The organism is Longimicrobium sp. (genome assembly GCA_036389135.1).
In the GTDB taxonomy this organism is placed as follows: Bacteria; Gemmatimonadota; Gemmatimonadetes; order Longimicrobiales; family Longimicrobiaceae; genus Longimicrobium.
This window is the reverse complement of sequence record DASVQP010000070.1, coordinates 1-26958: the sequence shown is the minus strand read 5'-3', so window position 1 is coordinate 26958 and position 26958 is coordinate 1. Positions and strand designations below refer to the sequence as shown.

Sequence of the window (26958 nt, the reverse complement as noted above, 5' to 3'; positions counted from 1 at the left end):
GCGCCTCACGGAGCTCCCCGTGGCACCCATCGTCCGCAGCATCCTCGCGATCGTCGTCGGCTTCCTGTTCATCGGCGCGCTTGCGGGCGGCACCGGCGCCATTCTTTCCTCCGCCGGGTTCCTGCCTGCCGGCGAGTCGATGACCGACGCCGGCCCGGTCCTTTTGGAGGCGGCGTACGTGGCCATCTTCGCCATCGCCGGGTGCTGGCTGGCCGCGTGGCTCGCGCCCGACCGCCCGATGCGCCACGCGCTGATCCTGGGCTTCCTCGGCCTCGTCTTCAACGTGATCGGCGCGGTAGCCACGTGGGGGCAGCGGCCTGCCTGGGCCATCGCGCTGAACCTGGCGCTGGTGATGCCGTACGCCTGGATCGGCGGCCGCCTGCGCGAGCAGCAGCTGGAGCGGGCACGGATCCCCGCCGCGTAAGCTCTGGCGTGAGGGCAAAAGAGAGCGGGCGCGGCATGCAGCCGCGCCCGCTCTTTCTTTCTGCGGCCTCGCAACTTACGGCCGCTTCCGGTGACCCACGATGGACATCGAAACGGTGCCGAACACGGTGGTGAACGGGCCGCCCTCGTCGCTGGAATACGCCCGGCGCTCGCCGCGCCCCAATCCCAGCGAGATCGCGGGGATGAACGACATCGTCTCGCCCTCGAACAGGACTCCCACGCCCGGCACGAACGCCAGCAAGTGCCCGGGATTCGCGCCGTTGGGTGAGTTGCCGGTGTGGAGGAAGATCGTGGGGTTGAGGAGGAGGCGCTTCCCATCCCCCAGCGGCCTGTCGAAGCGCGCGAAGAGCTGGTGCTCGGTCCAGCTCTGCGCCGGAATGCCTACGCGCACCCCCGCGCCCCACGGATTCCGCTCCGCGCGGTTGAGCTGCACGTAGCCCTCCAGGTACGGATAGAGGATCCCGCTGAATCCCGCGCCCACACTGAACGGCCGCCCGGACGTGCTTCCGAACATCACCCCGCCATCGAAGCTCGCCAGCACGCGGTTGCAGTTGGAAGAGCAGTCGAGCCCCCAGAACCAGGCCGCATCATCGCCCGGCGCCGTCGTGACCGTCCCCTGCAGCGCGATCGCCGGCCCCCGGTGCACCTCCGCCGAGCGCACCGAGTTGAACGACGTGCAAGCGCCCAGCGTAAAAAGCGCCCCTGCCAGAAGAATACGATGGAACATCATAGCTCTCGTGTAGAAGCCGAACAGCATCTCACACAGAGAACACGGAGGGAAACTACAAACCACAGAGAACTCCTTCTGCAGTTCTTGCTGTTCCCCTCCGTGTCTCTGTGTGAGGCGGTTCAAAGCGTGTGAAACCGCGCCTTTATCTCGTCCACGAGCGCGTGGAACCCGGGCCGCGTGCGGATGTCCGGATGCCACGCCAGGTCGCGCTCGATGAGGTCGATCACCTCCACGATGCGCGCGCCGGGGATGATGGCGCCGTTCGGCTCGCGGTCGCGCCCCATCAGCCAGATGGTGTCGCACACCGCCACCGCGGCAGACACGTCGTGCGTCACCAGGATGATGGTGTTCTCCTCGTGGCGGTGGCTGACCTCGATCAGCAGCTCCTGCACCTTTTCCTGCGCGATCACGTCGAGGCCGGAGAACGGCTCGTCCATCACCAGGTAGTGCTCCGAGCAGAGCAGCTGCTGCGCGATGGCGACGCGCTGCCGCTGCCCGCCGGAGAGCTGCATCGGGTACTTCTCCGCGTGCGCCGTCAGCCCGAAGCGCTCCAGGTACTCCATCGCCCGCGTCTTCGCGTCGGCGGAGGACATCCCGGCCTGCTTCCCCGCGATCAGCAGGTTGCCCAGCACGGTGCGGTGCTCGAAGAGGACGTAGTTCTGCGTCACCACCCCCACCAGCCCCGGATTGGCGGGGATGCCTGCCTCGCCGATCCGCACCGTCCCCTCATCGGGATCCACCAGGCCCGCCAGGATCTTGAAGAGCGTCGTCTTGCCGACGCCGGAGGGACCCAGCAGCCCCACGATCTGCCCCTGCGACATCCCGGGGCGCACCACGTCGCGGATCTGCACGGAGAGGTCGCGCAGGATGGCGGCGCCGCCGCGGGCGAAGCGGATGCCCTGGATGTCCAGCAGGGTACCGCGGCGCTCGTATACGTGCTGCGTGGTCATCTGCGCACCGTGGTGAGGGCGGCGTGCGGCACCAGCGTCGCCTTGAGCCACGCCAGCACGGCGTCCTGCGCGAAGCCGGCCACCAGGAAGACGCCCTGCACCGCGAAGATGGCGGCCAGGTTGAAGTGCTTGTTCTGGTCCATCAGCAGCGCCCCGATCCCGCCCTCGCTGCGCGAGATCCCCTCCACCATGGTGAGCATCATCCATCCGATGGCGGCGTTCTGGCGGAGGACGTCGAGCGCGGTCCCCATCTGTCCGAGCACGATCACCTCCCACACGGTGCGCCACTCGCCCATGCGCAGGGTGCGCGCGTGGTCCAGCTTTTCGGTGGGCACCTGCGCCACCACGTCCACCATGGAGGTGAGGAAGAAGGCGGAGATCCCGAACACCAGGAGCCCCACCTTGAGCGCGTGGCCGCCGCTCAGCATCATGGTGAAGATGAAGGTGAGCCCCACCAGCGACAGGAAGCGCGCGCGGGTGAGCGCCATCACGATGGGCCGCACCGCCGGCACCACCGTGGCGTACGCCAGCCCCATCGACAGGATGGACGCGATCAGGAGCGACTCGCCAAAGAGCACCAGCGACGTCCACAGCTCGCCGATGAGCCCCTGGCTGGCGGTCAGCTCGTTGAACGCCCTGAGCACGCGCGCCGGCGACGGGAAGTACGCGGGCGCCAGGAGCCACGCCATGAACACGAGCACCGTCCACATGGCGACCAGGAGCCAGTACGCTCCGGGCGCGATCCAGCGGTTGGGCCGCAGTGCGGGACCAAGGGAGGGCATGGGGGGATGGTTTGGGTGCGGGGTGAAGATGCGGGAGGGAAGTGCTAAAGTCCTAAGTGCTAAGTGCTAAACCGCGGTTCAGCACTTAGCACTTAGGACTCAGGACTTCCGTTCTCTCAGTTCCCGATCACGACCTCCACGCGGCGATTCGCGGAGCGGCCTGCCTCGGTGCGATTCGACTCTACCGGCTCCGTGGCGCCGTGGGCGAAGACGCGCACGCGGCCCTGCGGGAAGGTGCTCGCCGAGCGGCCCTCCAGGTACTTCTTCACCGCCATCGCGCGGTCCTCGGAGAGCTGCTGGTTGGCGTCGGCCGAGCCGGTGTTGTCCGTGTGGCCGTGCACCTCCACCGCCAGCGAGTTGATCGACAGGTTGTCGAACAGCTCCTGCAGCTGGCGCTCGCCCTCCGGCGACAGCTCGGCGGAGCCGGTCTGGAAGGTGATCTTGTAGTCGCGGCGGCCCACCACGCGCGTCACCTTTTCGTTGGTCGGCGTGAAGGTGGGCGTCTCCGCCTTGCCCACCGCCTCGCCCGATGCGCCCGCGCGCTCCGAGGCCAGCCGCAGGTACGACACGTCCAGGATCGAGTCGACCGGCGGTACGCTGGGCACCAGCTTGGGGTACTGCTGCGTCACGATCTTGCCAAACACCGTGTAGGTGGCGCGAAAGCGCGACGTCTCCGGCGAGCTGCCCGGCGCCAGGCCGAAGAGGAGGAGGTTGTCGGCCAGGTTGTTGGCCTTCGACCCGCCCAGCTCCACCGGCTGCCCCGTCTTGTCCGGCTCGATCACGCCGCGGTAGTACTTCTCCCAGTACGCCGCGTCGGCCCCCTTCTCCTGGTAGATCTCCTGCGAGATCTCGGCGGCGCGGCGCAGCGCGCGCGGGTGCTGAAGCACCTGGTCGCCGCCGGCCATGAAGGCCGAGAGCATCTTGACCACCGTCTCGCGGTTCTGCTGGTTCCACTTGCGGATGCCGATGATGACGTGCGGCATCTGCGACGAGTACTCCTTGGTGGATACCACCGAGACGAGCCCGCCGCGCCCCTGCGCCGCCGTCACGTCGGCCGGCGTCCAGGTGACGATGCCGTCCACGCACACCCGCTTGGTGTCGCCGGTGAGCTTGCCGTTCTGCACCACCTTGCGGTCTTCGCAGTAGCCCGAGACGTACTTCTCGGCCGCGTCCACGTACGAGGAGGTGTTGATCCAGTTGACCGCCTGCGGATCGTAGGTGGTCTCGTCCGGGTTGTTGGGGATGGCGTTGTCGCCCATGAAGCGCTGGGCGATGTTCCAGTCGCCGTCGCGCAGCACGCCCGCCACCACGGCGCCGCGCATGGTCTGCGGGTTGTCACGCCACGCCTTGGGCCCCATCAGCTTGTCCTCGCCGCGCGAGTAGCCGCACGAGCCCACGATCTCCGCGCGGTACTCCGGGCCGAAGCTGTCGATCAGCTGGCTGTTGAGCGCGGCCAAAAAGGCGCCGGCGCCGTCGCCCATGATTCCGATGAAGTGGATCCCGTCGCGCGGCTGGGCCTGCCCGTCGTGGAGGCCCTTCGCCAGCGCGGTGAGCCCCGCCATGAGCTGCGAGTTGTCGTCCTGGCGCGCGATCTTGACCTTGACTCCCTGCTTCTCCATCAGCGAGCCCTCGGTGGTCACCGGGCCGCCGTTGCTGTAGAGGCACCCCATCTGGGAGTTCCACGCCCAGAAGTTGATGCGCACCTCGGGAGCGCCGGGGAGCGCCGCCGGCTTGTCGCTGGGGAGGCCGGCGAACTCGGCCCCGCCCACCAGCGCGTCCGAGCCGGCGTCCAGCCCCTCGATCTTGTCCGGCACGACGGAGCCCAGGATCTCGCGCCCGTAGCCGTTCATGGCGGCGTAGCGCAGCCCCAGGCCCACCACCAGGATGACGGCCAGGCCGCCCAGCACTCGGACCGTCTTCTGGCCCGTGGAAGTCAGTTTCATCGTGGCCCTGCTGATAAGAGTTGGTTGGTTGAAAAGGGGCGCCCTTACCCCTTCGGGCGGCGGACCGCGCTGCGCCAGCGGTCTTCCGGCGACGCTGTGCCGGGCTGCGGCACCGCGGGGGCCCCGGCCGGGAGCGACGCGCGTCCGCGGCCGTCCGGATTGGCCAGCTCGGCGGCGGTAACCTTCTTTTCCGCCTCGGCGAGCTGCGCCAGCCCCTCCTGGCGGAAGGCCATCTGGTTCAGGTCCACCACGTTGTCGAAGTCGGTCAGGTCGATCAGCGTCTGCAGCTCGCCCAGGCGCTTTTCGTAGTCGTCGCGGATGCGCTCGGCGGCCATGTCGCGCACCTCGGCCAGGTCCGAATCGCCAAAGATCCCCTGCGCCGCCGTCGTCGCCGCCTGCACGGCGCCGGTGATGGCATGCTTGTCCTGCAGCTGGTTCGCCTCGTCCTCGGCCGTCTGGATGTGGTAGTCGGCGCGGCGCAGGACGCGCTGCAGCAGCTTCTCGATGTTCTCCACCTGGCCGCACATCGCCTCGTACTCCTGGATGTCGCGCGTGCGGCGCGCGGCGATCTCGGCGTGGGCGTTGAGCCCGTCCTCGTCGGCCTGCCCCTTGGCGGCGGCGGCCAGGCGCAGCGCCTGCTGCCGCTCCTTTTCGCTCTTCTGGACCTTGGCCTCCACCATCCGCCTCACCCCCACGATGCGCCCCAGGCGGTCCTGGATCACCTCGCGGCGCTCCTTCATCTGCTTCACGAAGGCGTGGAGGATGGAGACCGGATCGAGCTCGATGAAGTTGGAGGTGATCCAGCGCGAGATCATCTGCAGCGCGTAGAAGAGGAGCGTCCGCGGACGGTCCCACACGAAGACGATGCAGTAGAGAAGCGCAATGGCGCCCACCAGGAACGCCAGGTAGAGCGTGTTCTCGGCGATCTGGATGAGCGTGGGGAGGATGCGGACGAAGCCCCACGCCAGGAGGATTCCCAGGGCGGCCACGATGCCCAATCCTACCTTCCCTTCGGGGCGCTCCCAGAAGGTGCGGCGCGGGCGCGGTGCGGCTGGAGTTTCCATCGTCGGGCTCAGGCGTTGGGGGTAAGGAACGGGGCGACGCGGGCGCGCTCGGCGGCGAGCTCGGCGTGCACGGCTGCGTACGACGACGCGAAGCGGGCGGACGATGCGTCCAGCGCCGCGCGGGTCTCGTGGAGGTTCTTTTCCAGTTCGGCGGCGCGGGCCTCCAGGGTGCGGATCTCCTCCTGGCGCCGCGCGATCTCCTTGCGCGTCTTCTCGATCTCGCTCTGCGCCCCGCCCACCGACTGGTCGGACTCGGTCTTCACCGCGCGGTCGAAGGCGGCCTTCTCGCCGTCCAGGATGCGCATGCGGTCGTCAATGGCCGCGGCCACGGCGGCGGCGTCCACCCCGTGGCTCGCCTTTGCGGCCGAGAGGGCGGCCTGCGCGCGCTGCATGGGATCGGGGACGACGGAGAGCGCGTCGAAGAGGGCGCGGAACTGGGAGTAGGCCGGCTTGCCGCTCGCCCCCACCGCCGCCTGCAGCTGCTTGACGAACTCCGGATCGGGCGCGGCCTGCGCGGGCACGGTGGGTGCCGCGGGGTGCGCGTACGCGGCGTGCGATGCCGGGGCCGGGGCCGGCGGGCGCGGCGGGAAGCCGACCGTGGCGTCCGAACGCTCTTCCTCCTCGAACTCCACGAAGGTGCCGAGAGCGTCCTTGCTGGCGTCCTTGATCTTGTCGAAGAATCCGCTCATGGGGTTGGGCTTCGGCCCGCGCGCGCCGCCTGGCCGTGCGGAGCCGCTCCTGAGGGGTGGAGGGGTCGGGTGGGGTGACGCACTGGATTCGGGCGGCCGGGGACGGCCGCACGCGTGGATGCACGCGAGCGGCTTAAGATGATGCGAAAATTACGATTTGGGTAGACCCTGGTTTCAAATGGGTCGAAAGGCCCCCTCCCCCCGGCCCCCTCCCCCGCCTGCGGGGGCGCAGGGCGGGCGAGGGGGAGAACCCCGCGTGCAGCGCATATGTCCGCCACCGGGCCGATCGTCGTAGGGGCAGACCTGCGTGTCTGCTCGCCCTCGTCGCCGCCTCGACCTCCGCGTCGCGCACCGAACCCGTAGGGGCCGCCCCACGTGGCTGCCCGTGCCCGCCCCGCCACCGGCCCTAGTCAACGCGCCGCCACCACCCCCGCCTCCGTCACCACCGCCTGCAGGGGCACGTCCCAGGGGTCGGTGGGGACGGCGGGGAATTCCTGCGCACCAAAGAATACCCCGCATCGGAACCCGCGCCACTCGGGGAGGGCGAAGAGGCGGTCGTAGTAGCCGGCTCCGCGGCCGAGGCGGGCGCCGCGGCGGTCCCAGGCGAGGCCGGGGACGAGCACGGCGTCCACGGCGTCCACGGGGACGCGGGCGCAGCGCTCCGGGTCCGGCTCGCGGATGCCGTACGCGCCGATGCGCAGCGACGACGGCTCGGCGACCGTGTGCAGGTCGAGCGCGCGGGTGTCGGGGAGGACGCGCGGGAAGACGACGTGCACGCCGCGCGTCAGCGCTTCGAGGGCGATTGCGTCGGTGGAGACCTCGTCCGGGAGGTGCGCGTAGAGGAGGAGGGTGCGGGCGGCCGCGACCTCCGGCACCGTCCACACCAGGCGCGCGATCTCCGTCTCGGCGGCGGCGCGCTGGCTGGGGAGGAGGTCGCGCATGCGGCGGCGGGCCTCGCGGCGGAGTAAATCCTTGGTCACAGCGCCGCGGCCACGGCGGCCCCCACCCGCGCATTGTTGAGGAGGAGCGCCACGTTCGCCTCCAAAGACATTCCGCCCGTGCTCTCCGCCACCGCGCGCAGCAGGAACGGCGTCACATTCTTCCCGCGGACCCCCTCGCGGTCGGCCAGGGCGAGCGCCTCGCGGATCGTCGCCTCGATGGCATCGGCGGGGAGGGCGTGCTCGGGCGGGGGCGGAACGCAGAGGAGGATGGCGCCCGGCGATCCCAGCCCGCGATGCGCACGCCACAGATCCGCCACCTCCTCCGCGCTGTCGGCGCGCACGTCCACCGACAGTCCGCTCTCGCGAGCATAGAAGGCGGGAAGCTCGTCCGTCTTCCACCCGACGACGAGGACGCCGGCCGTCTCCAGCGCTTCGCGGGTGGCGGGGAGGTCGAGGACGGACTTGGCGCCCGCGCACACCACGATCATCGGCGTGCGCCCCAGCTCGGTCAGGTCGGCGGAGACGTCGCGCGCCTCGCCGCGGTGCACGCCGCCGATGCCGCCGGTCGCGAACACCCGCACCCCCGCGCGGTGCGCGAGGAACATCGTCGCGGCAACCGTGGTCGCGCCGTCCAGCCCGCGCGCCACGGGCACGGCAAGGTCGCGCGTGGAGAGCTTGAGCACGCCATCCGCCGTCGCCATCCGCACCACCTCCGCGTCATCAAGTCCCACGATCGGCACGCCGGCGATGACACCCACCGTCGCCGGAAAGGCGCCGCCGGAGCGCACCGCTGCTTCCAGCGCGCGCCCCACCTCCAGGTTGCGCGGCCGCGGCAGCCCGTGCGCCAGCACCGTGGACTCCAGCGCCACCACGGGCCGCCCCTCGCGCAGCGCGGCGGCGACGGGGGCGGAGGTGCGGATGAGGTCGGGCATGGGATAGTGCGTGAGTGCGTGATTGCGGAAGCAAAAAGTGCCGAGTGCCCAGTCCCCAGTGCCGACCCTCCGCCCCCTCTCTCGATAACGGAGGGCGCAGCCCTCTCCTGTTATCGGGAGAGGGGGCAGCGAGGAACGAGCGGGGGTGAGGCCCCCCTGCGCCGGGCCCATCCCACCCGTAAGTTACGCCGCTCGCACGCCAGAGGAAACGCACCCCGACCCCCGATCGCGCACGATGGATCCGTATCCCCAGCTCGCGTCCCTGCAGCAAGGCGCCGCGGAGACAGGCGACATCTCGCCGGAAGAGTTCCGGCGCTTCGGGCACGAGGTGGTCGACTGGATCGCGGAGTACCTCGGCGGCGTCGGCGAGCTTCCGGTGCTGGGGGACGTGCGGCCCGGCGAGGTGGCGGCGAAGCTTCCCGCATCCGCGCCCGACCGCCCGGAAGGTCTCGACGAGATCCTGCGCGACTTCCGCGACATCATCGTGCCCGGGACGATGCACTGGAACCATCCCGCGTTCCTCGCCTACTTCGCCATCACCGGCGCGGGGCCCGGAATACTGGGGGAGATGCTGACGGCGGCTCTCAACAACAATGCCATGCTCTGGCGCACCGGACCCGCGCAGACCGAGCTGGAAGAGCGAACGCTGGACTGGCTGCGGCAGATGATGGGGCTGCCGGAAGTGTTCCGCGGCACCATCCAGGACACGGCCTCGATCTCCACCCTGATCGCGGTGGCGGCGGCGCGCGAGGAGGCGGGGCTGCAGGTGCGCGAGGAGGGGATGAGCGGGCGCGACCTCCCGAAGCTGCGGCTGTACTGCTCGCAGGAGGCGCACTCGTCCATCGAAAAGGCGGGGATCACGGTCGGCATCGGGCGCACGGGGACGCGCAGGATCGCCACCGACGACGCCTTTCGGATGGATCCCGCCGCCCTGGAGCGCTCCATCGAGGAGGACAGAGCGAGCGGCATCCGCCCCTTCTGCGTCGTGGCCACGGCGGGGACGACCTCCACCAGCAGCATCGACCCGGTGCCGGCCATCGCCGACGTCTGCGAGCGGCACGGGCTCTGGCTGCACGTGGACTCGGCGTACGGCGGCTCGGCGGCGATCGTGCCCGAGCTGCGGGGGGTGCTGGACGGGGCCGAGCGGGCGGACTCCATCGTCGTCAACCCGCACAAGTGGCTCTTCGTCCCCATCGACTGCTCGGTGCTCTACCTGCGCCGGCCAGAGGTGGTGCGCCGCGCCTTCTCGCTCGTCCCCGACTACCTGGTGACGCCGGAGGGGGAGAGCGTCACCAACCTGATGGACTACGGGCCGGCGCTGGGGAAGCGCTTCCGTTCGCTCAAGCTGTGGATGACGCTGCGCCGCTTTGGCGCCGAAGGGATGGCGGCGCGCATCCGCGAGCACGTGCGGCTGGCGCGCCTCTTCGCCGCGTGGGTGGACGCGGAGCCGGGGTGGGAGCGGATGGCGCCCGTGCCGCTCAGCCTCGTCGTCTTCCGCCACCGGCCGGAGGGGATGGACGGCGAGGCTACCGACGCGCACAACGAGCGGGTGATGGCGGCCGTCAACGCCACCGGCGAGGCGCTCCTCTCGCACACGAAGCTCAACGGCCGCACGGCGCTGCGCCTGGCCGTCGGCAACCTGCGCACGACCGAGGCGCACGTGGCGCACGCCTGGGATCTGCTGCGCCGGGCTGCCACCGGATCGTGACGCGATCTTGACACGGGCGGGCGGCACGGGGCATCCTTCCACCCCCAGGCCGCCCGCGGCTCCTCCAGTAGTTTCCCCGCAGTCCTCCCCCGTGAGCTCCAACACCGACTTCGACGGGCTCTTTGCCCGCGAGCGCTGGCTCGTCCTGCGCGAGCGGCACCAGCAGGCCGTGGACAAGCGCTGGTTCCTCGTCTTCCTCTCGATGGGGCTCGCCCTCATCGGGAACCTGACCGGCGCGCTGACCATCACGGTCCCGGTAGCGGCGGCGCTGAGCGGCTCGTTCTTCGTGGTGAACGTGCTCTGGTTCATCCTCCTGCGCGCGGACCGCTTCTCTCCATCGCAGTTCTGGTGGAGCCTGGGCCTGGACTCCATCGGCCTGGCCGCGTTCACCGCCGCGCTGGGAGCGCAGGGGTACCTGGTGCTCCCCTTCCTGATCTTCGCGGTGGGCGGGTACGCGCTGGGGATGCCGCGCGCGGCGCAGGTGCAGCTCGTGCTGGCCGCCATCCTCTACCCCGCGGGGCGCTGGCTCGGGCTCCGCGGCGAGGGCGGCGCCGTCGCCGCGTGGACGGTGTTCATCGAGTGGCTCTTCCTGGTGGGGACCGGGTGGCTCTCCACGCAGGGGCCCGTCGCCTACACGCGCCGCCTGCGCCGGGTGCGCCAGGCGCTGGCCCGCGCGCAGGAGGGCGACTTCACCGCGCGCCTTCCCGAGCGCCACCTGGACGACATCGGCTTCCTTTCCGTCTCCATGAACCGCATGTCGCTCACCGTGGGCGAGATGGTGCGCGAGGTACAGGACGGCGCCCGTACGCTCGCCGGACTCGCCGACGCGCTGGCCGCCACCGCGGGCGAGGTGCAGGCGGCGGCGCGGCAGATCGGCGCCACCACCAGCGAAGCCGCCTCCGCCGCGGAAACGCAGATGGCGCTGGTGGCGCACGGTAGCGACGCCCTGGAAGCCGTCGCGCGCGAGGGCGAGGCGCTGCGCGCGCAGGCTGCCCGCTCCACCGAGGAGGCGCGCCACCTGGAGCACGAAGCTGAGGAGCACGCCGGCCGGGTGGAGCGCGCCGGGCTGCTGCTGACCGACCTGAGTGAGGACCATCGCCGCCTGGACGCCGCCACCGACGCGCTGGAAGCCGCCGGCGAGCGGGTGAGCGGCTTCGTGACCGCAATCGGCGAGATCGCCGAGCAGACCAACCTCCTCGCCCTCAATGCCGCCATCGAGGCCGCGCGCGCCGGCGAGCACGGCCGCGGCTTCGCTGTTGTCGCGGACGAGGTGAGGAAGCTGGCCGGTCAGTCCGCCGCGTCCGCCGCCGAGGTGAGCGGGGTGGTGGAGGCGACCGCCGCCGCCATCGCGGAGGTGCGCCAGCGCCTGCGTGCGGGCAGTACCCGGCTCGGCGGCGTGGGCGAGGTGTCCGAGAACGGGCGCGACGCACTCGCCTCCATCGTGCAGGGTCTGGTGCGCACGGTGGCGTTCGTGGAGCGCATCGCGCTCGACGCCGAGCGGCAGGCGGGCGCCCTCGGCGGGCTGCGCGGCGACATGGCGCGGGTGCGGGAAATCGCGGGGGCATCGGTGGAGCGCGCCCGCCAGACCGCCGCCGCCGCAGACGCCCAGTGGTCCGCCATGGAGGAGCTGGCCCGCGGCAGCCGCGGCGCCGCGGAAACCGCCGCCGGGCTGCGCGCGCAGGCGGGCCGCTTCCGCGTCCTCGCCGCCGACGCGCCCGCGACGAAAAACCTTGACAGCGGGCCGGTTCCGGACGTATAAGATGCATCGCTGACACCGCAGGACGTGCCGCGCCGCGGCGCCCATCGCAAGACGTGCCCCCCGCACACCGCCCAACCTCCTTGCCGAACACCCGTTCCACTGCCGCCATCGCCACGCGTGTGCCCGCGGGCTGACCGTGCTTGTGCCCGCGCGGGGGCCCACGCGCCGTCTGGCGCGACCGCGAAGCCACGCGCGTGCGGACGCCCCGCACGTCGCCTCTTCACCGCAGAGCCGCAGGAGTAGGAGATGGAACGCACGACTGGAAAGGTAAAGTGGTTCAACGACGCCAAGGGCTTCGGCTTCATCGAGCACGAGGGCGGCCGGGACCTGTTCGTCCACTTTTCTTCCATCAAGCAGGAGGGCTTCAAGACCCTCGCCGAAGGTGAAGAGGTGGAGTTCGACGTGGTGGAGGGCCCCAAGGGCCCCGCCGCCGAGAACGTGGTTCGCGTCGGCGCCTGAAAACGCCCGCTCCTGACGGCGAAGGCCGCTCCCCGGATGGTCGGGGAGCGGCCTTTTTGGTGGCGCGGAGGGCCCTCACCCCCGGCTCGTTACACTCGCCTGCGGGGGCGCAGGGCGGGGGAGAACTGCGTTGCGGGCCGCACGGACCAATAGGGCACGATTCCTCGGGCCCGTGTCCGACGACTGCTCCGCCGTCGTTCAAACCGATGCCTCGTAGGGGCAGATCTTGTCGGCCCGCTCTTTCCTCACCGCGTCCGGCCGGGCGCGAGGATCACGGCCGCCGCGCGTCAACGCTAGCGGTTTAGCGTGCCGCGGAAAAACTCACCCGTAACGGAAATTCCTGCGACTAGCTGCAAGCCGTTGAGGCCGTCGATCTCATCCGCCCCGCGTAGCGGCCAGAGGTAGTACAGTTGCGAGGCGGCGGTGACGCGCCCGAACGACATGGAAAAGCCCGCCTCGAGCCCCGTGTGAATGCCGTCCGCCGTGTCGTCCAGGTTCTGCGCGCGTTCGAGATCGCCGTTGATCCAGCGGACCGACGGACCCCAATCAAAGCGTAGGTCCACCTCGGTTTGCTGGATCGCGCCGGCGGCAATCTCGCTTGACCACAGTGCGCCAGCCCCCAGCACAGTTGTCCGGACGATGTCTGCGTCCGCTGCCGTGCCGTCGCGGAGCCGGAGGCTGGAGGCCGTAACGTAGTAGTGGCTAGGGAGATGGATGGTCGGCATCCCGCGCCCGGCAATCCGCGGGGTGGAGTTGAGCCGCATGTCGAGTAATGCCGCGCTGAGCGCGTTTCCGGCGCCGGGGGTGAGCACGGCAGGCCCGATGTCGCTGTCCTGGATGTTGTCGGCTGAGATAAGGCTCACCCTGGTGGTGTAGCGCGCTTTCGGTGTCTGGAGTGACAGTCCGAGCGCGCCGGTGCCGATGGGCTTCTGCCCGTCATCATCGTCCGTCTCCGCTTTGCCCAGCCCCTCCGTAACAGAGCCAGAAGCAAAGATCCAGAACGGGTTCCCGGCGAGCGCGATTCGCGCGGAGCGAAGGTGCTCGCGAAGCTCCCGCTGAAGTGCGGCGACGCGTCCGCTGTTCTCCTCCCCTGCTTTAAGCCGGTGTTCCGCAGCGTCGACCGGATTCTCGGCCGCCAACGCGAGCGCGACGGCAACATAAGGGAGATCCTCCGCATTAGCCCGGTTCGCACGAACGCGGGCCTGCGCCGGATCAGTCCCCGCGCGGTCCAGGGCGGTGCGGAACTCCGCCGGATAATCGTGAGCGTAGTCGCGGGCGGCCTGGTGCAGCGCGACGACGTCGTTTTCGCCGCCCGCCTTCCGTCCCACCAGCGGGGCCGCGTTCGCCGCTGCCACCTGGATCCGGTCGATTTGGAAAGGTACGCGAGGCACGGCCGCGTCCGGCTCGGCGCTGCGCACGCCAACCACTGGGTTGACGAGAGTCTGTGCGCTGATGCACGTTGGCATTCCAGCGCTGGCGACGAAAACAAGAGTGAGCAGCGGAGTCCCCAATCGGTGAGTCATCGGAATCTTGGGCGTGTGGATGATCCCCCACGGCAGGTCGTGGCGGGGGCGAATGGAGCGGTCCTGGATGGCCGCGGTGGGCGTGTCTTACAGGGTCAACTTTGCAGCGGGAGCGGGCAGCATTTTCTGGAGGAGCTCGGCCTACAAGCGGGGGAATCACAAATCATGGCAGAGTAGGGCCTGAGCCGCACGCCGGCAAGGGCCTCGGCGCGGCCACCGCCCGCGCGGGCCGGTCCGGGCTCCCCTCCCTCACGTGCCCTGTCTCAATCGAAGCTGCTCGACCCGTCCGCGTCGGAAGACTCCTGGCGGTAATTGAGGCCAGCCTTGACTGAGGAGTCGATGCTGCTCCTGACGTCCGGGCGGTCGCGCTTGCAGGATGCGAGGAGGGCCTGGACGGCTCGGGTCCCGGTGACTATCGGGGAAGGCAGCGAGTGCAACGAGCGGGGCTTGTCTTCACCCCCGCTTCTCCCACGCCTCGTTGTACACGCCGGTGCGCTGGAGGTACTTCACGATCTCGATTGCGATGGCGCGGAGGAAGGCGGCTTCGCGGGCGTCGACGTCGGAGCGGTGCACGAGTTCGCGCAGGGTGCGCATGACGCTCTCCGTGTGGCGGCTCTTGAAGAAGTCGATCGCCCAAAGAGCGCGCTCCGCGTCCGTGAAGAGCATCTCCAGGAACTCGATTGTGACGGGCTGCACCTCGCGCCGGGGGCCCCGGAATGGCTGCACCTCGCCCTCGGCGGCCATCCACAGCTCGTACGCCATCACCAGCACCGCCTGCGCCAGGTTCAGCGAGGCGTGATCCGGGTTGGTGGGGATGTGCGCCGTGCGGTGGCAGAGGTCGAGCGCCTCGTTGGGGAGGCCGTGGTCCTCGCGGCCGTAGAGAATCGCCACCGGGCCTCCGCGTCCCTCCACCGCATCGAGCGCGCGCCCCAGCAGCTCCGGCGCGAGCGCGCGCGGGCGGGCGACGGCGCGCTTGGCGCGGCGGGAGCGGGCCGTCATCCCCACCACGAAGGAGCAGTCGGCGAGCGCGCTCTCCAGCGAGGAGTGGATCTCGGTGCGCTCCACGATCTCCTGCGTGTCGTGGGCGATACCCTCGATGCGATATGGGTCCCACTCGGCCGGGTTCACCAGGCGCAGGCGCTCCAGGCCGAAGTTCTTCATCGCGCGGACGGTGCCGGCGACGTTGACGCGGTCCTGCGTCTCCCACAGAACCACGACCACCCCCTGCAGCGCGCGGCGGCCGGGGGCGGACGGTTCGTCAGTATCGAAAGGATCGGACAAAGCTCAGTTGCGTCGAGGCCAAAAACGAACGGCAGTTTCACACAGAGACACAGAGGGGCAGGGAAAGAAGGGCAGAAGGGGTTCTCTGCGCCTTGTAGTTCTCTCTGCGCCCTCTGTGTGATGCTGTTTACCTCGCCAACGGAAGATACTCCGGAGGTGGAGGCTCGGCGGGGAGCGGAGGGCCGAACCGCACCTCGCGGCGCCCGCGCGGAATCTCCACCCGCCACTGCCGCGCACCCCCCGCGTCGGAAAGGAAGAGGTAGAGCATGGGGCGCTCGGTCGGCTCGACGGTGAAGTCCACGCGGAAGCGGCCCTCGCGCGCCAGGAGCGGGACCGGGCCGAAGAGGACGCGCTCGCCATCCTCCACGGAGAGCTCCAGCGCCTCAGGGCTCGTGGTGCGGCCCCACACCAGGTAGCCGGCATCCCCATCCTTGCGCGCCACCAGCGACAGCCCGGTGTCCTCCACCTCGCGCTCCCCACAGGCGGCGAGAGCGAGGAGCATGAAGAGGGCGGCGCGCTTCACTCCCGCGGACGCTCCCGCTGGCGCTGCTTGCCGCCGTACTGCTGCTCGCCGCGCGCGGAGATGCGGCCCAGGAGCACCCGCGAGGCGCGCACGTCGTGGCCCAGGTCGATCAGCAGGAGCACCACGTCCGCGCTCCCCCAGAGGATGGCGGCCAGCACGCCGGCGCGCACCACCTCGGCCAGGAGCGGAAGGAGCGCGTTGAGCCCCTCCGCGGCCACCCCCAACACGATCTCCAGCACCATGGCGATCAGCACCAGGAACGACACGATCTTGAAGAGCCGCGCGATGTACTGGAGCCCCACGTAGGGCTCGGTGTCCTCGGCGCGGATGGAGCCGGGCGCGGTGCGCTCGCGCGCGATCCGCGCCTCCTCGTCGGTGGGCGGGCGGGCGGGGGCGCCGGCGGGCGGGGTGGTGGCCGCGGGCTCCGCGTGCAGGAGCGTCTGGTCGTCCGGACGCTCGGGGGTGGCGCCTCTCGTCTCGTCGCTCATCATCAACGCTCCCTTTCGCGCTGCCGCTGCCCGCCGTACTGCTGCTCGCCGCGGGCGGAAACGCGTCCCAGGAGGACGCGGGAGGCACGGACGTCGTGCCCCAGGTCGATCAGCAGGAGCACGATGTCGGCCGCGCCCCAGAGGATGGCCGCCAGCACCCCGTTCTGCACGATCTCCGCGAAGAGCGGGAGGATGGCCCGCGCGCCGTCGCTCGCCACGCCCAGCACCACCTCCAGCACCAGCGCAAAGATCACCATGAAGGAGACGATCTTGAAGAGCCGCGCGATGTACTGCAGGCCGATGTAGGGCTCCGTGTCTTCCGCGCGCACGGAGCCGGGCGTGTTGCGCTCGCGCTCGATGCGCGCCGCCTCGTCCTCCGCGCTGCCGTGGCGGGACGGCACCGCGCCGCGCGCCGCGGGGGCGAGCTCGGGGGCCGTGGTGCCCTGGCCCGCCGCGTATGTCGCCGTCTCTTCCGTCCGCACCACGGGCGTGCGCTCGGCGCCGCCCTCCAGATCGTCGCGCTCCATCCCCCCTCCACCCGTCATCGTTGAGATGAGCCGCCCCGCCGCCGCTCCGGCGCGAAGAGCTCCCGGTCCGTGATCCCCACCCGCCGCGCCGTCTCGGCGGCCCACCCCAGCTGCGCGACCTGCCGCTGCGTGTGCCCGTCGCTTCCCAGCGAAAAGCGGACCCCGGCCCGCAGCGCCTTCCCCAGGAGCCTGTCGTGCGGGAGACGGTAGCGGTTGGAGATCTCCAGCGCCACCCCGCTTTCCGCAAGGGCGTCGACGTAGCGGTCCTCGCGCTCGCCGGTCCACCAGGCGTCCACGTCGCTCTCCAGGTCGAACAGAGCGGGCGGTGTGAGCGTGGAATGGGCCGCGATGTGGATGGGCATGGTGCGCACCATGTCGCACAGGTTGTCCACCATCACGTCCATCACCTCCTGCGGCCGGCCGCTCCACGGCTCGGGGAGCTCCTGCCACCAGGGGGAGCCCATGGTGCCGTCCGGGAGGTAGAAGCCGTGGTTGGAGCCCACGCGGTAGTCGAAGCGGTCCATCACCTCGGCGGGGAGCTCCTTCCACATCTCGTCGCACCAGCAGAACTCGCCGGAGCGGAAGACGGGGGCGTCTTCCAGCGCGTCCAGGTAGGCGCGCACGCGGGCCTCGCTGGAGAGGAAGCGCTGGGTGTTGCGGCTGGAGACGTGGTCCGCGATCCCCATCTCCACCCCCAGCTCGCGCGCGCGGGCGACGACCCGTTCCAGCGGGAGGTCGCCATCGGACATGTTGGTGTGGCAGTGGAGGTCCTGCCTCCCGAGCCGTTCCGCGCTCACGGCCGCCCCGCCGCCATCCGCACCCCGAAGCGGTCCTTGTACGCCTGCTCCGCGCGCTGCAGCGCGGCCCACCCCGCCTGCCCCTCCGGCCCCAGCCGCTCGCGGGGGACGCGGCGCGTGGGCCACGGCGCCATCGGTGCATTCAGATCGCCGTGGTAGAGCGACATGGTCGCCTCCACGATGTCCTCCACGGCCCGCTGCCGCGCCTCCGGGGTAATGCGGTTGAGCGCCACCACGGTGCGCAGCGCCCCGCGCGAGAAGACGTCGGCGAGGAAGGTGGAGTACTCGTCGCGGCGCGCGGCGCTCTGCGGGGCCCCGGCGCGCGCCAGGAGTCCGCGCAGGGCGGCAGCATCTTCCTTGACGCCGCGCTCCACCAGCTCCGCCGCCACCGCGACCCAGAGGGAGTCGCCGGGGGCGTCGAGCTGCGCGTCCAACCGGGTGAGGAGCTGGGTGGTGGTCACGCGGTCGAGCGGGTTGGGGCGGCGCGGGACGCGGCGGGCGCTGCGGGTGAAGCGCGCCACGCTGTCCGGCTGCTCCTCGTTGAGCACGACGGACTCGCCCACGATCATCACCGGCGTCCCCACCTGCACGTTGTGGAAGAGGCGCACCGCGTTGGCGTTAGACAGGCGGATGCACCCGTGCGACACGCGCCGCCCCAGCAGCTCCGGCTTGTCGGTGCCGTGGATGGCGAGCTCGTTCCCCAGGAAGACCGCCGCGGCGCCCAGCCCGCCCTCTTCCTTGCGGAGCGGCGAGTCCTGCGGCGGCACGGGGCGCTTGTTCTCGATGAACCACCAGTCGGGGCGAAACCAGGCGGGGTTCAGCTCCTTGTACTGCACCTGCATGGTGCCGCTGGGAGTGTGGAACTGCCACTGCCGGCCGCTGCGGCTGCTGAGGCGGAAGCCGGTGCCGGTGCCCACGGGCGCGCGCCACAGGACGCGCTCGCCGTCCATGAAGCGCAGCTCGTTCCGCTCCACGTCCACCACCACGAACTTGCGGTCGGGCACGGGCACCGGGGGTGCCGGCGCCGCTGCGGGGGGAGGCGGCGCGGGCTTGCGGCTCCCCATCGTGGAGCATGCGCCCATCAGGAGCGCGGCGCACAGGGCCAGCGGCGCGCGCGCGGCGAACGATCGGTTCATCAGGCGAATCATACGGCTGCTTCTGCGGTGCGGGCCGCGCGCGGGTTCACGCGCGCGGAAGACAAGGTCGTGCACGAGGTTGCAACCTGTGCGCCAGGGTAGTCGCCGGGCAAGTACACGCGGGCGCTGGCGGAGTGCCGAGGCCCCCTCCCCCGGGTGAGGGGGAGAACTCCGCGCGAGTGCCGGATCCCGTAGGGGCGCGATTCATCGAGCCCACCCTCCGCCGTGCCTCGACCCTGGCTTCTTGCACCCAAGCCCGTAGGGGCCGCCCCGCGTGGCTGCCCGTGCCCGCCCCCGCGCCGGCCATGCCGCACGCACCCGATGCACGCATGCTCCCCTGTCCCCTCCCGTCCCCGCCGCATACCTTCCCCACACGCCACGGACGGCGCGCGGCCGTCCATGCAGAACCAGCAGCAGGAGAGACTCCGTTGAGCGAAGCAGCCAACCCGAATGAGGCGATGACGACCACCGCCTCCGGGCTCCAGTACACCGACGAGGCGGTGGGAAGCGGCCAGGAGGCGCACGCAGGTGATCACGTGGTGGTGCACTATACCGGCACGCTCACCGATGGGCGCAAGTTCGACAGCAGCCGCGACCGCAACAAGCCGTTCGAGTTTCCCCTCGGCGCGGGCACCGTGATCCGCGGCTGGGACGAGGGCGTGGCGGGGATGAAGGTAGGCGGCAGGCGGCGTCTGGTCATTCCGCCGCAGCTCGGGTACGGTGCCAGGGGCGCCGGCGCCGTCATTCCGCCCAACGCGACGCTGGTGTTCGACGTGGAGCTGATCGGCATCCGTTAGCCGCGGGAGTCGTGGCGGATTCTGGTAAGTTTGGGCGGTGAAGTGATTTTGTCCTCTCCGAAGCGGTGGGGGGATGGAACTTGACACGACTCGCGGGGGTGGCAAATTCATCGGACGCGGAGGCGCGCCGGATGATGACGGCCGCCTCCGCGGGTCTATTTCTTTTCACCGCCGCGGGACCGGGCGGTTTCGTTATCCCCACCGAAGGATTGATTATGAGTGCGGCGGCGATCTTTGTGGATGGCGGTTACTTCGACCGCGTCTCGCGCGACTGCGGCTCCCCGCGGATCGACTTCGGCAAGCTGGCCACCGAGCTGGCCCGGCCGAACGACCTCCTGCGCACCTATTACTATCATTGCCTCCCCTACGTCTCCCCGGTGCCCACGCCCGAGGAGCTTGAGAGGCTGGAAGGGAAGAAGCGCTTCTTCAGCGCCCTCAACCGCCTGAACCGCTTCGAAGTTCGCGAAGGGAAGCTCGAGTACCGCGGCACCGACCGCGAGAGCGAGCGCCCAATCTTCGAGCAGAAGCGCGTGGACATCTACCTGGGCGTGGACCTGGTGCTGCTGGCCGTAAAGCAGCGAGTGTCTCGCGCCATCCTCATCACGGGCGACAGCGATTTCCTCCCCGCGATCCGCGCGGCCAAGAACGAGGGGGTGCTGATCCACCTCTTCCACGGCAGCGGCCCGCAGCAGCCGCACCGCGACCTGTGGGAAGAGGCGGACGACCGCACCGTCATCACCCCCGAGCTGCTCCAGACCTTCCTCCTCGCCAGCCCGGAGGACCGCCGCCCGTACGAGCGGCAGGAGCGCGCCCAGTCCTACGACCGCCCGGTCTACGATCGGCCGGACGTGCGCCGCTCCTACTCCCCTCCGCCCCGCGACGAAGATCCGGCATCCGACTCCTGGCCCGTGCGCTCGCCACAGGGACTCTGACCGTCGGCAGGAGATGAAAAGAAGCGGCACCGGATCGTTCCGGTGCCGCTTCTTTTGGCTCCTCGCACGCTGTCGCGTCGGAATCCCCTTCAGAGCTCGGAGCAGGTGAGGAAGAGGACGACCATCAGCGCCATGGTGAGGAGCTGGAAGCGGATCGCGCGCCCGCGAAGCTTCCAGCCACGCTCCGTGAAGTGCTTCCGGCTGAGGAAGGCGCCCCGTGTGACCGCGGCCCACGTACTCGTTCCCGGCGCCGTTTCCGAAATCGAGATCAGCAGGTTTACGATGGCCGTCACGCCGGAGGCCACGGTCACGATGAGGAGCAGGACGCAGGCAGCGAGGTGCATGAGGGGGTTCCGGCGAGCGGTGAAAGGGGCCGTGCGGGGAGGGGCGCAGAGGGCACGGTACAGGATACGGCCGTTCACCACAACGGTTTCGGTGCGGGTAGCCGGGATTGTCGCGGGGGCGGGGCGGGCAGACACGCAGGACTGCGCCTACGAGATCCGTGCGAAGAGGCGGCTGACGTAGCGGCGTCAGGCACGGGCGCGATAAATCGCGCCCCTACGCGTTTTCTGAGACCCGAAGGCTCGCGCGGAAAGGCGGCGATCTCCCCCCTCTCTCGATAACAGAGGCGCCAGCCTCTCCTGTTACCGGGAGAGGGGGGCCGGGGGGGGTGAGGGCCCGTTACCCCACCGTCTCGTACGGCTCGCCCGGCGCGGCGACGGCTTCAGGCGAGAGGCGGAAGGCGGCGCGGAGACGGGCTTCGGCGGCTTCGGCGGCGGCTTCGGTGCGCGCGTGCACCTCGGCAAGGGGACCCCCGGGCATCAGACGGTCACCCACGCGGGCGAGGACGACGACACCGACCGCGGGATCCACGGGGTCGCCCTTGCGCAGCCGTCCGGCGCCGAGGTGCAGTGCCGCCTCCGCGATGCCGCGCGCCTCGGCCTCCGCTACCCAACCGTCCGCGTCGGCGGCGACGGTGCGGACGACGGGCGCGGCGGGGAGGAGGTCCGGGCGGGCGACGACGCGCGGGTCGCCGCCCTGCGCCTCCACCAGCATCTCCATCCGCCGCGCCGCCGCCCCCGAGTCACGCAGCGCGGTGAGGGTGCGCACCGCATCGTCCGCGGAGGATGCGAGGCCGGAGAGGAGCATCAGGTGCGTGCCCAGCTCCAGGGTGAGCGCCCACAGGCCGGCGGGGCCGCCGCCGTTGAGGGTCTCGAGCGCCTCGCGCACCTCCAGCGCGTTGCCCACGGCCCGCCCCAGCGGCTCGCGCATGGAGGAGAGGACGGCGCGCGTGCGGCGCCCGGCCCCCTGGCCGATGCGGACCAGGGCGCCGGCGAGCTCGCGCGCGGCCTCCTGCGTGGTCATGAAGGCGCCGGAGCCCCACTTCACGTCCAGCACGATGGTCCCGGCGCCGCCGGCCAGCTTCTTGGACATGATGCTGCTGGCGATCAGCGGCACCGAATCGACCGTCGCGGTGACGTCGCGGAGCGAGTACAGCGCGCCGTCGGCTGGGACGAGGGCGGGGCTCTGGCCCACGAGCGCGCACCCGATCCGCCGCACCTGGGCGCCCATCTCATCCAGCCCCAGCTCCGTGCGGAAGCCGGCGATCGACTCCAGCTTGTCCAGCGTGCCGCCGGTGTGCCCCAGCCCGCGCCCGGACATCTTCACGAAGGCGGCGCCCGCCTCGGCCATCAGCGGCACCAGGACGAGCGAGGTCTTGTCGCCCACGCCGCCGGTGCTGTGCTTGTCGACGGTGGGACGTTCGAGGTCCGCCCATTCCAGGGTTGCGCCGGTGTCGACCATCGCCTGCGTCATCGCCAGCGTCTCGCGCTCCGTCATTCCGCGCCAGCAGACGGCCATCAGCCACGCCGCGAGCTGGTAGTCGGGGATCGACCTGTCCAGGTAGCCGGCCAGGAGGGCGCGGATCTCGTCCGGGTCCAGCTCGCCGCCGTTCTTCTTCCGCTCGATCAGCGGCACCGCCACACTGCTCACGCATCCTCCGCGAGCGCGGGGAGATCCGACCCGTCGAAGGCGCCGGGGAGGAGGGCGCCGACGGTGGTCATCCGCACGCCTCCGGGGTCGTTGGGCCCCGCGGGCGTCACCAGCACCATCTCCGGGCCGAACTCGTACAGCACCTGGCGGCACGCGCCGCACGGCGCGCATGCGAGGTCGTCCTGCGGCCCCACCACCGCGATGGCGCGGAATGTTGTGCGCCCCTCGGAGACGGCCTTGAAGATCGCCGTGCGCTCGGCGCAGTTGGTGAGCCCGTACGAGGCGTTCTCCACGTTGCACCCGGTGAACACGGTGCCGTCGTCGGCCAGCAGCGCGGCGCCCACGGGAAAGCGGCTGTACGGCACGTAGGCGAAGCCGCGGGCGGTGCGGGCGCTCTCCATCAGCGCCTGCGCCTGCGCTTCGTCCAGCGCCGTGGTTTCGTTCGGATTGGTCAACGTCGTTTGCTCCAAGGGGTTTGCGGCTGGAATTGCAAGCGCCGCGCCGCATAGCACAAGGCCCGCTTCCACAAGCGTGGGAGCGGGCCGGGCATCGTAACAACAGCCTCACACAGAGGAAAAGGAGGAACACGGAAAGGCACAGAGGAAACACCTTTCTTTTTTCTTGCGGTACCCTCTGTGTCTCTGTGTGAGGCGTGGTTCAGCGGTTCGCGACGGCTACGGTGCTGTCGCTGCGCCCCAGCATCCGCCGCACCCCCGTCCATGCGCGAACGAGCGAAGACGAGCGGTCCAGCCGCGCCTCGGCGATGCGGCGCGATCCCGTGCTGGCGTGGATGAAGCGCCCGCCGCCGATGTACACCCCCACGTGCGTGGTGCGGCCGCCGTAGCCGAAGGTGAGGATGTCGCCCGGAAGCATGCGGCTCACGTCCCGCGGGATCGACTGGCCCACGCGCGCCTGCTCGGCCGCGGTGCGCGGAAGGCGCACGTTCAGGCCGCGCATCAGGTACTGGAGGAAGCCGCTGCAGTCGAAGCCGCGCTCGGGAGAGGTGCCGCCCAGCGAGTATCGTACGCCGATCTGCCGCCGGGCCAGCGCCACCACGGAGTCACGCTTCGCATCCGCCTCGCCGCGCGGGGCACTCTCGCCGCGCAGGAACTCACGCAGCCTGGGGAAGCTCTCCTGCGCCGATGCGGCGCCGGGAAGGGCCAGCACGAGACCCAGGGCAATGGCGAATAGTGCGCTGCCGCGGCTTGGAAGCAAAGCTATGTGGGGGAACGCGGGTGAAAGCGGATCGGCGCGGGGACCATCCCACCGGGTGGCATCCCCTTGCTAGGGGAGGGCCGCGGCGGCGCCGAAGCGGAGTCGATCAAGGGTGTGAAGTGGGGGGCATGATACCCCCCCTGCACCCCCCGCGTCAACAACCTCGTGCCCCGCCGTTCCGGCCCCCGAACACTAAGCCGATGCGTTCCAACGACTTGCGGAAATCCGTCCATCCGGCCGTTTCCGCCCCGCGCTGGCCGCTGATGGACAACGCGCGCGCCCCGCCCCATACTGCGGAAGACCATCCCCCCGCCCATCCCGACGCATCCGCCATGAGCCGCCTCTTCCGCACAGCCGTACCCCTGCTGGCGCTTGCCGCACTGGCCTGCGCCGCCGCCGCGCCCGCCGCCGGACGCCCGGCTCCGACTGCCGTCCGCAGCGACACGACGGCGCTGCGCCGCACGCTGGAGTCTGTGATGCGCGGCTACGCGGGCGTCGCGGGGGTCAGCGTCGCGAACCTCAAGACAGGCGAGACGCTCTCCATCCGCGGCGGCGAGACGTACCCGTCGGCATCGCTGATCAAGGTGGCGATCCTGGTGGCGCTGCTGGACGAGGTCAACAAGGGGTCGATCCGGCTGGACGAGCGCATCGGGATGATCGCGCGCGACCGGGTGGGCGGCTCCGGCGTCCTGCAGTACATGGCGTCCGGTCTCAACCTGACGGTGGAGGACGCGGCGTGGCTGATGATCACCCTGTCCGACAACACCGCCACCAACCTCCTCCTGGACCGCCTCAACATCCGCACGGTGTGGAGCAAGATGGAGGCGCTGGGGCTGCCGCACACCAAGATCCACTCCAAGACCTTCCTCCGCGCCACCTCGGTCGCCATGGACAGCTCGGTGAAGTACGGCCTGGGCGTCACCACGCCGGACGAGACGACGCGCCTCTTTACCCTGCTGCACCAGGGGCGCGCGGTGTCGCCGGCCATGGACTCGCTGGCGCTGCGGATGCTGCGCGCCAACCAGGACGCCGGCAAGCTGCAGCGCTGGCTGCCGGGTAACCTCGACGCCGCGCACAAGTCGGGCGACGTGGACCAGGCGCGCAACGACTGCGGCATCCTGTACGGCGCCGAGGCCCCGGTGGCGGTCTGCGTGATGACGCGCGAGAACCAGGACCGGTCGTACATGCCGGACAACCCCGCCAACCTCCTGATCGCGCGCATCGGCCGCGAGGTGTTCCGGCACTACAACCCGGCCACGCAGCTTCCCCCGTTGCCGCGCTGACCGAAGACGCCGCTCCGCCCGAAGCCGCTCCGGCCCCGGAGCCCGCGCCGCGGCGCAGGCGCATGCGCATCACCCTGCGCCGCGCCACCATCGGCGTCGCGCTGGCGGAGGTGGCGCTGCTGCTGGGGCTCGTCATCTACCTGGCCGCGACCGAGAAGACGCTGCTGGTGCGGGTGGCGACTCGCGAGGAGCTGCGTCCGGCGGCCACCGCCGCGCGGCTGGTGATTCCGGTGGCGGGGGTGCGCGAGCGCGACCTGGCCGACAGCTACGGCGCGGGGCGCTCCGGCGGGCGCAAGCACAAGGGAGTGGACATATTCGCGCCGGACGGCACGCCGGTGCTGGCGGCGGCGGGCGGGGTGATCGTGAAGCGGGCCACGAGCGCGCTGGGCGGGATCTCGCTCTACCACCGCGACGAGGACGGGCGCACCATCTACTACTACGCGCACCTGCAGCGCTACCGTGCCGGCCTCAAGGAGGGCGATCTGGTGCGCGCCGGAGACGTCATCGCGTACGTGGGGCACACGGGCAACGCGCCCGCCGGAAACCCGCACCTGCACTTTGCCGTCTACACCGTATCCGACCCGAACCGCTGGTGGCGGGGAAGGGATCTGAACCCGTATCCCCTGCTCGTGAAGCCGTGAGCCTGCGCCGCAACCAGCCGCACCGCCCGCGATGACGCTCGTCGCCGCCTGGCTGACCACGTTCGCCGTCTGCGTGCTGGGCTCGCTCGTCCCCTTCGTCAACACCGAGATCTACCTGCTCTCCGCGGTGGCGCTCTCGCCGAAGTCGTACGTGCTGCCGCTGGTGGTCGCGGCCACGGTGGGGCAGACGGTGGGGAAGATCGCGATGTACTACGTGGGGCTCGGCGTGCTGAAGCTCCCCGCCGGGCGCGTGCAGCGCGGGCTGGAGGCGACGCAGGCGAAGCTGGAGGCGCGGCCGCTGTGGGGGAAGCTCGTCTTCTTTTGCAGCTCGCTGGTGGGCCTCCCGCCGCTGTACGTGATGGCGATCGCGGCGGGGGCGGTGCGGATGAACATCGTCTTCTTCGTGGTGGCGTGCCTGGTGGGGCGCTTCATCCACTTCGCGGTGGTGGCGATGGTCCCCGACCTGTGGAACCGGATCTTCGGCTGAATCGGTTGCGCGCGGGGGCGGCCGGGTACAGCTTGAAGGCGGCACCCAGAATGGAGGGACCGATGATCGCGAAGCACATCCGTTACCACGAAGCAAACATCCTCAACCCCGAGGCGGGGAACCACGTCGTCACCAGCGACCCGCGCGAGGTGAAGGCGGCCAAGCGGGCGGCGCAGCGCTCGTGGGCGGAGTTTCCGTACTACGGCCACCGCTACGGCACGCGCGGCCGCCAGTTCTCGCTGAGCGACAGCGGCTGGCTCGCCACCCTGGTCGACCTGACGCCGGACGTCGCGGTGGAGCAGGTGAAGTGGCTGGGCGGCGTCCTGTCGTCGCGCGGGATGCCGCAGTGGATGCTGGAGCGCCACCTGGCCATCCTGCACGAGGAGCTTTCCGCCGCGCTCCCGGAGTCGGCCGGGCGCTACTCCATCCTCCTCCATTGCGCGGCCGAGCTCCGCTCTATGCGCGAGGCGCACTTCCCCCCGGCCCGCTTCCAGGCCCTCACCGACGCATTCGACGCGGCTGTAGGCGAGCCGTGGAACCGCCGGCTGCGCGGGATGGGCGGCATCCTGGTCGCCGCCGTCGCGGACGAGCGCTCCGGAATCGAGTACGCCGTCCCCTCGCTCATCGAGTGGCTGTGCGATCCGGGCCGCTTCCCTCCCGAGTGGATCGCGGCCGTGAATGGCACCCTGGCTCGTGCCCGCGGCTAGATTCGGAAAAACCATCACACAGAGGGCACGGAGGGGAACAGAAAGGCACTGAGAAATGCTTTTCCGTTTCTCTTTCCGTCCCCTCTCTGTGTCTCTGTGTAGGGGTTCGACAGCGCCTGCTGACACGCGCGCGTAACTGCTTGTGTTAGATGGAGATGCAACAAAGCCGCCCCGGGCGCATGTACAACGCGCCTGGAGCGGCCTCAGGTGGGTTAACCCGTTACCCTG

The 26958-nt window shown here is 70.5% G+C and carries 29 protein-coding genes; 10 read left to right on the top strand and 19 right to left on the bottom strand.

The window, feature by feature from the left end; translation table 11 throughout:
- Positions 1 to 19: 19 nt before the first annotated feature.
- Complete coding sequence (locus tag VF584_16660; GenBank protein ID HEX8211809.1) at positions 20 to 424, top strand: hypothetical protein; 405 nt, start codon at positions 20 to 22, stop codon at positions 422 to 424.
- A gap of 75 nt (positions 425 to 499) precedes the next feature.
- Here the strand turns inward: VF584_16660 and VF584_16655 are convergent, their stop codons facing one another.
- The 8 genes from VF584_16655 to VF584_16620 all read right to left on the bottom strand — a co-directional run bounded on the left by VF584_16655 (position 500) and on the right by VF584_16620 (position 8475).
- On the bottom strand, positions 500 to 1171 hold the full coding sequence (locus VF584_16655) for a hypothetical protein (protein ID HEX8211808.1): 672 nt from the start codon (positions 1169 to 1171) through the stop codon (positions 500 to 502).
- Positions 1172 to 1293: 122 nt separating this feature from the next.
- Complete coding sequence (locus tag VF584_16650; GenBank protein ID HEX8211807.1) at positions 1294 to 2124, bottom strand: ABC transporter ATP-binding protein; 831 nt, start codon at positions 2122 to 2124, stop codon at positions 1294 to 1296.
- A complete protein-coding gene (locus tag VF584_16645) occupies positions 2121 to 2906 on the bottom strand; it encodes a hypothetical protein (GenBank protein ID HEX8211806.1) in 786 nt (261 codons plus the stop codon). Before VF584_16645 ends, VF584_16650 begins: the two co-directional genes overlap by 4 nt.
- A gap of 116 nt (positions 2907 to 3022) precedes the next feature.
- Positions 3023 to 4849 (bottom strand): OmpA family protein, encoded by a 1827-nt coding sequence (locus tag VF584_16640; protein ID HEX8211805.1) that lies wholly within the window; start codon positions 4847 to 4849, stop codon positions 3023 to 3025.
- 44 nt (positions 4850 to 4893) lie between these two features.
- A complete protein-coding gene (locus tag VF584_16635; protein HEX8211804.1) occupies positions 4894 to 5913 on the bottom strand; it encodes a hypothetical protein in 1020 nt (339 codons plus the stop codon).
- A gap of 8 nt (positions 5914 to 5921) precedes the next feature.
- Positions 5922 to 6602 (bottom strand): hypothetical protein, encoded by a 681-nt coding sequence (locus VF584_16630; protein ID HEX8211803.1) that lies wholly within the window; start codon positions 6600 to 6602, stop codon positions 5922 to 5924.
- A 410-nt stretch (positions 6603 to 7012) separates the two neighbouring features.
- The gene (locus VF584_16625; GenBank protein HEX8211802.1) at positions 7013 to 7582 is read right to left on the bottom strand and encodes a 5-formyltetrahydrofolate cyclo-ligase; all 570 of its coding nucleotides are present in this window, start codon (positions 7580 to 7582) and stop codon (positions 7013 to 7015) included.
- The gene (locus tag VF584_16620) at positions 7579 to 8475 is read right to left on the bottom strand and encodes a pseudouridine-5'-phosphate glycosidase (GenBank protein ID HEX8211801.1); all 897 of its coding nucleotides are present in this window, start codon (positions 8473 to 8475) and stop codon (positions 7579 to 7581) included. Before VF584_16620 ends, VF584_16625 begins: the two co-directional genes overlap by 4 nt.
- 235 nt (positions 8476 to 8710) lie before the next feature.
- Here VF584_16620 and VF584_16615 point away from each other — a divergent pair, with 235 nt between their 5' ends.
- From VF584_16615 to VF584_16605, 3 genes are all read left to right on the top strand, one after another.
- Positions 8711 to 10183 (top strand): pyridoxal-dependent decarboxylase, encoded by a 1473-nt coding sequence (locus tag VF584_16615; GenBank protein ID HEX8211800.1) that lies wholly within the window; start codon positions 8711 to 8713, stop codon positions 10181 to 10183.
- A 91-nt stretch (positions 10184 to 10274) separates the two neighbouring features.
- On the top strand, positions 10275 to 11942 hold the full coding sequence (locus tag VF584_16610) for a methyl-accepting chemotaxis protein (protein ID HEX8211799.1): 1668 nt from the start codon (positions 10275 to 10277) through the stop codon (positions 11940 to 11942).
- Between the two features lie 246 nt (positions 11943 to 12188).
- Positions 12189 to 12401, top strand: coding sequence for a cold shock domain-containing protein (locus VF584_16605; GenBank protein HEX8211798.1), 213 nt, complete (start codon positions 12189 to 12191; stop codon positions 12399 to 12401).
- Positions 12402 to 12694: 293 nt separating this feature from the next.
- Here VF584_16605 and VF584_16600 read toward each other — a convergent pair whose 3' ends face one another.
- The 7 genes from VF584_16600 to VF584_16570 form a co-directional block, all read right to left on the bottom strand.
- Positions 12695 to 13867: a hypothetical protein gene (locus VF584_16600; protein ID HEX8211797.1), complete on the bottom strand. Its 1173-nt coding sequence runs from the start codon at positions 13865 to 13867 to the stop codon at positions 12695 to 12697.
- Positions 13868 to 14377: 510 nt separating this feature from the next.
- Positions 14378 to 15205, bottom strand: a complete 828-nt coding sequence (locus tag VF584_16595) for a TrmJ/YjtD family RNA methyltransferase (protein ID HEX8211796.1) — start codon at positions 15203 to 15205, stop codon at positions 14378 to 14380.
- Between the two features lie 127 nt (positions 15206 to 15332).
- Positions 15333 to 15728 carry a hypothetical protein gene (locus VF584_16590; GenBank protein HEX8211795.1) on the bottom strand — a complete coding sequence of 132 codons (396 nt, stop codon included), beginning with the start codon at positions 15726 to 15728 and terminating at the stop codon, positions 15333 to 15335.
- On the bottom strand, positions 15725 to 16219 hold the full coding sequence (locus tag VF584_16585; GenBank protein ID HEX8211794.1) for a hypothetical protein: 495 nt from the start codon (positions 16217 to 16219) through the stop codon (positions 15725 to 15727). The genes VF584_16590 and VF584_16585 overlap by 4 nt, the downstream gene beginning before the upstream one ends.
- Positions 16219 to 16743 (bottom strand): hypothetical protein, encoded by a 525-nt coding sequence (locus tag VF584_16580; GenBank protein ID HEX8211793.1) that lies wholly within the window; start codon positions 16741 to 16743, stop codon positions 16219 to 16221. Before VF584_16580 ends, VF584_16585 begins: the two co-directional genes overlap by 1 nt.
- Before the next feature lie 14 nt (positions 16744 to 16757).
- Positions 16758 to 17540 carry a hypothetical protein gene (locus tag VF584_16575; protein HEX8211792.1) on the bottom strand — a complete coding sequence of 261 codons (783 nt, stop codon included), beginning with the start codon at positions 17538 to 17540 and terminating at the stop codon, positions 16758 to 16760.
- Positions 17537 to 18676, bottom strand: coding sequence for a L,D-transpeptidase family protein (locus VF584_16570; GenBank protein HEX8211791.1), 1140 nt, complete (start codon positions 18674 to 18676; stop codon positions 17537 to 17539). The genes VF584_16575 and VF584_16570 overlap by 4 nt, the downstream gene beginning before the upstream one ends.
- 428 nt (positions 18677 to 19104) lie before the next feature.
- Here VF584_16570 and VF584_16565 point away from each other — a divergent pair, with 428 nt between their 5' ends.
- Together VF584_16565 and VF584_16560 are read left to right on the top strand one after the other, a co-directional pair.
- Positions 19105 to 19473 (top strand): FKBP-type peptidyl-prolyl cis-trans isomerase, encoded by a 369-nt coding sequence (locus VF584_16565; protein ID HEX8211790.1) that lies wholly within the window; start codon positions 19105 to 19107, stop codon positions 19471 to 19473.
- 215 nt (positions 19474 to 19688) lie between these two features.
- The gene (locus tag VF584_16560) at positions 19689 to 20405 is read left to right on the top strand and encodes an NYN domain-containing protein (GenBank protein ID HEX8211789.1); all 717 of its coding nucleotides are present in this window, start codon (positions 19689 to 19691) and stop codon (positions 20403 to 20405) included.
- An 89-nt stretch (positions 20406 to 20494) separates the two neighbouring features.
- Here VF584_16560 and VF584_16555 read toward each other — a convergent pair whose 3' ends face one another.
- From VF584_16555 to VF584_16540, 4 genes are all read right to left on the bottom strand, one after another.
- Complete coding sequence (locus VF584_16555; protein ID HEX8211788.1) at positions 20495 to 20749, bottom strand: hypothetical protein; 255 nt, start codon at positions 20747 to 20749, stop codon at positions 20495 to 20497.
- Between the two features lie 337 nt (positions 20750 to 21086).
- Positions 21087 to 22397, bottom strand: coding sequence for a thymidine phosphorylase (locus VF584_16550; GenBank protein HEX8211787.1), 1311 nt, complete (start codon positions 22395 to 22397; stop codon positions 21087 to 21089).
- Complete coding sequence (locus tag VF584_16545) at positions 22394 to 22852, bottom strand: cytidine deaminase (protein HEX8211786.1); 459 nt, start codon at positions 22850 to 22852, stop codon at positions 22394 to 22396. Before VF584_16545 ends, VF584_16550 begins: the two co-directional genes overlap by 4 nt.
- 202 nt (positions 22853 to 23054) lie before the next feature.
- Positions 23055 to 23612 (bottom strand): C40 family peptidase, encoded by a 558-nt coding sequence (locus VF584_16540; protein ID HEX8211785.1) that lies wholly within the window; start codon positions 23610 to 23612, stop codon positions 23055 to 23057.
- A gap of 332 nt (positions 23613 to 23944) precedes the next feature.
- On the opposite strand from VF584_16540, the gene VF584_16535 reads away from it, so the two are divergent.
- The 4 genes from VF584_16535 (at position 23945) to VF584_16520 (ending at position 26730) form a co-directional block, all read left to right on the top strand.
- Complete coding sequence (locus tag VF584_16535) at positions 23945 to 24895, top strand: serine hydrolase (GenBank protein ID HEX8211784.1); 951 nt, start codon at positions 23945 to 23947, stop codon at positions 24893 to 24895.
- 62 nt (positions 24896 to 24957) lie between these two features.
- Positions 24958 to 25536: a M23 family metallopeptidase gene (locus VF584_16530; GenBank protein ID HEX8211783.1), complete on the top strand. Its 579-nt coding sequence runs from the start codon at positions 24958 to 24960 to the stop codon at positions 25534 to 25536.
- 31 nt (positions 25537 to 25567) lie between these two features.
- Complete coding sequence (locus VF584_16525) at positions 25568 to 26023, top strand: hypothetical protein (GenBank protein ID HEX8211782.1); 456 nt, start codon at positions 25568 to 25570, stop codon at positions 26021 to 26023.
- 62 nt (positions 26024 to 26085) lie between these two features.
- Positions 26086 to 26730, top strand: a complete 645-nt coding sequence (locus VF584_16520; GenBank protein HEX8211781.1) for a hypothetical protein — start codon at positions 26086 to 26088, stop codon at positions 26728 to 26730.
- The last annotated feature ends 228 nt before the right edge of the window (positions 26731 to 26958 follow it).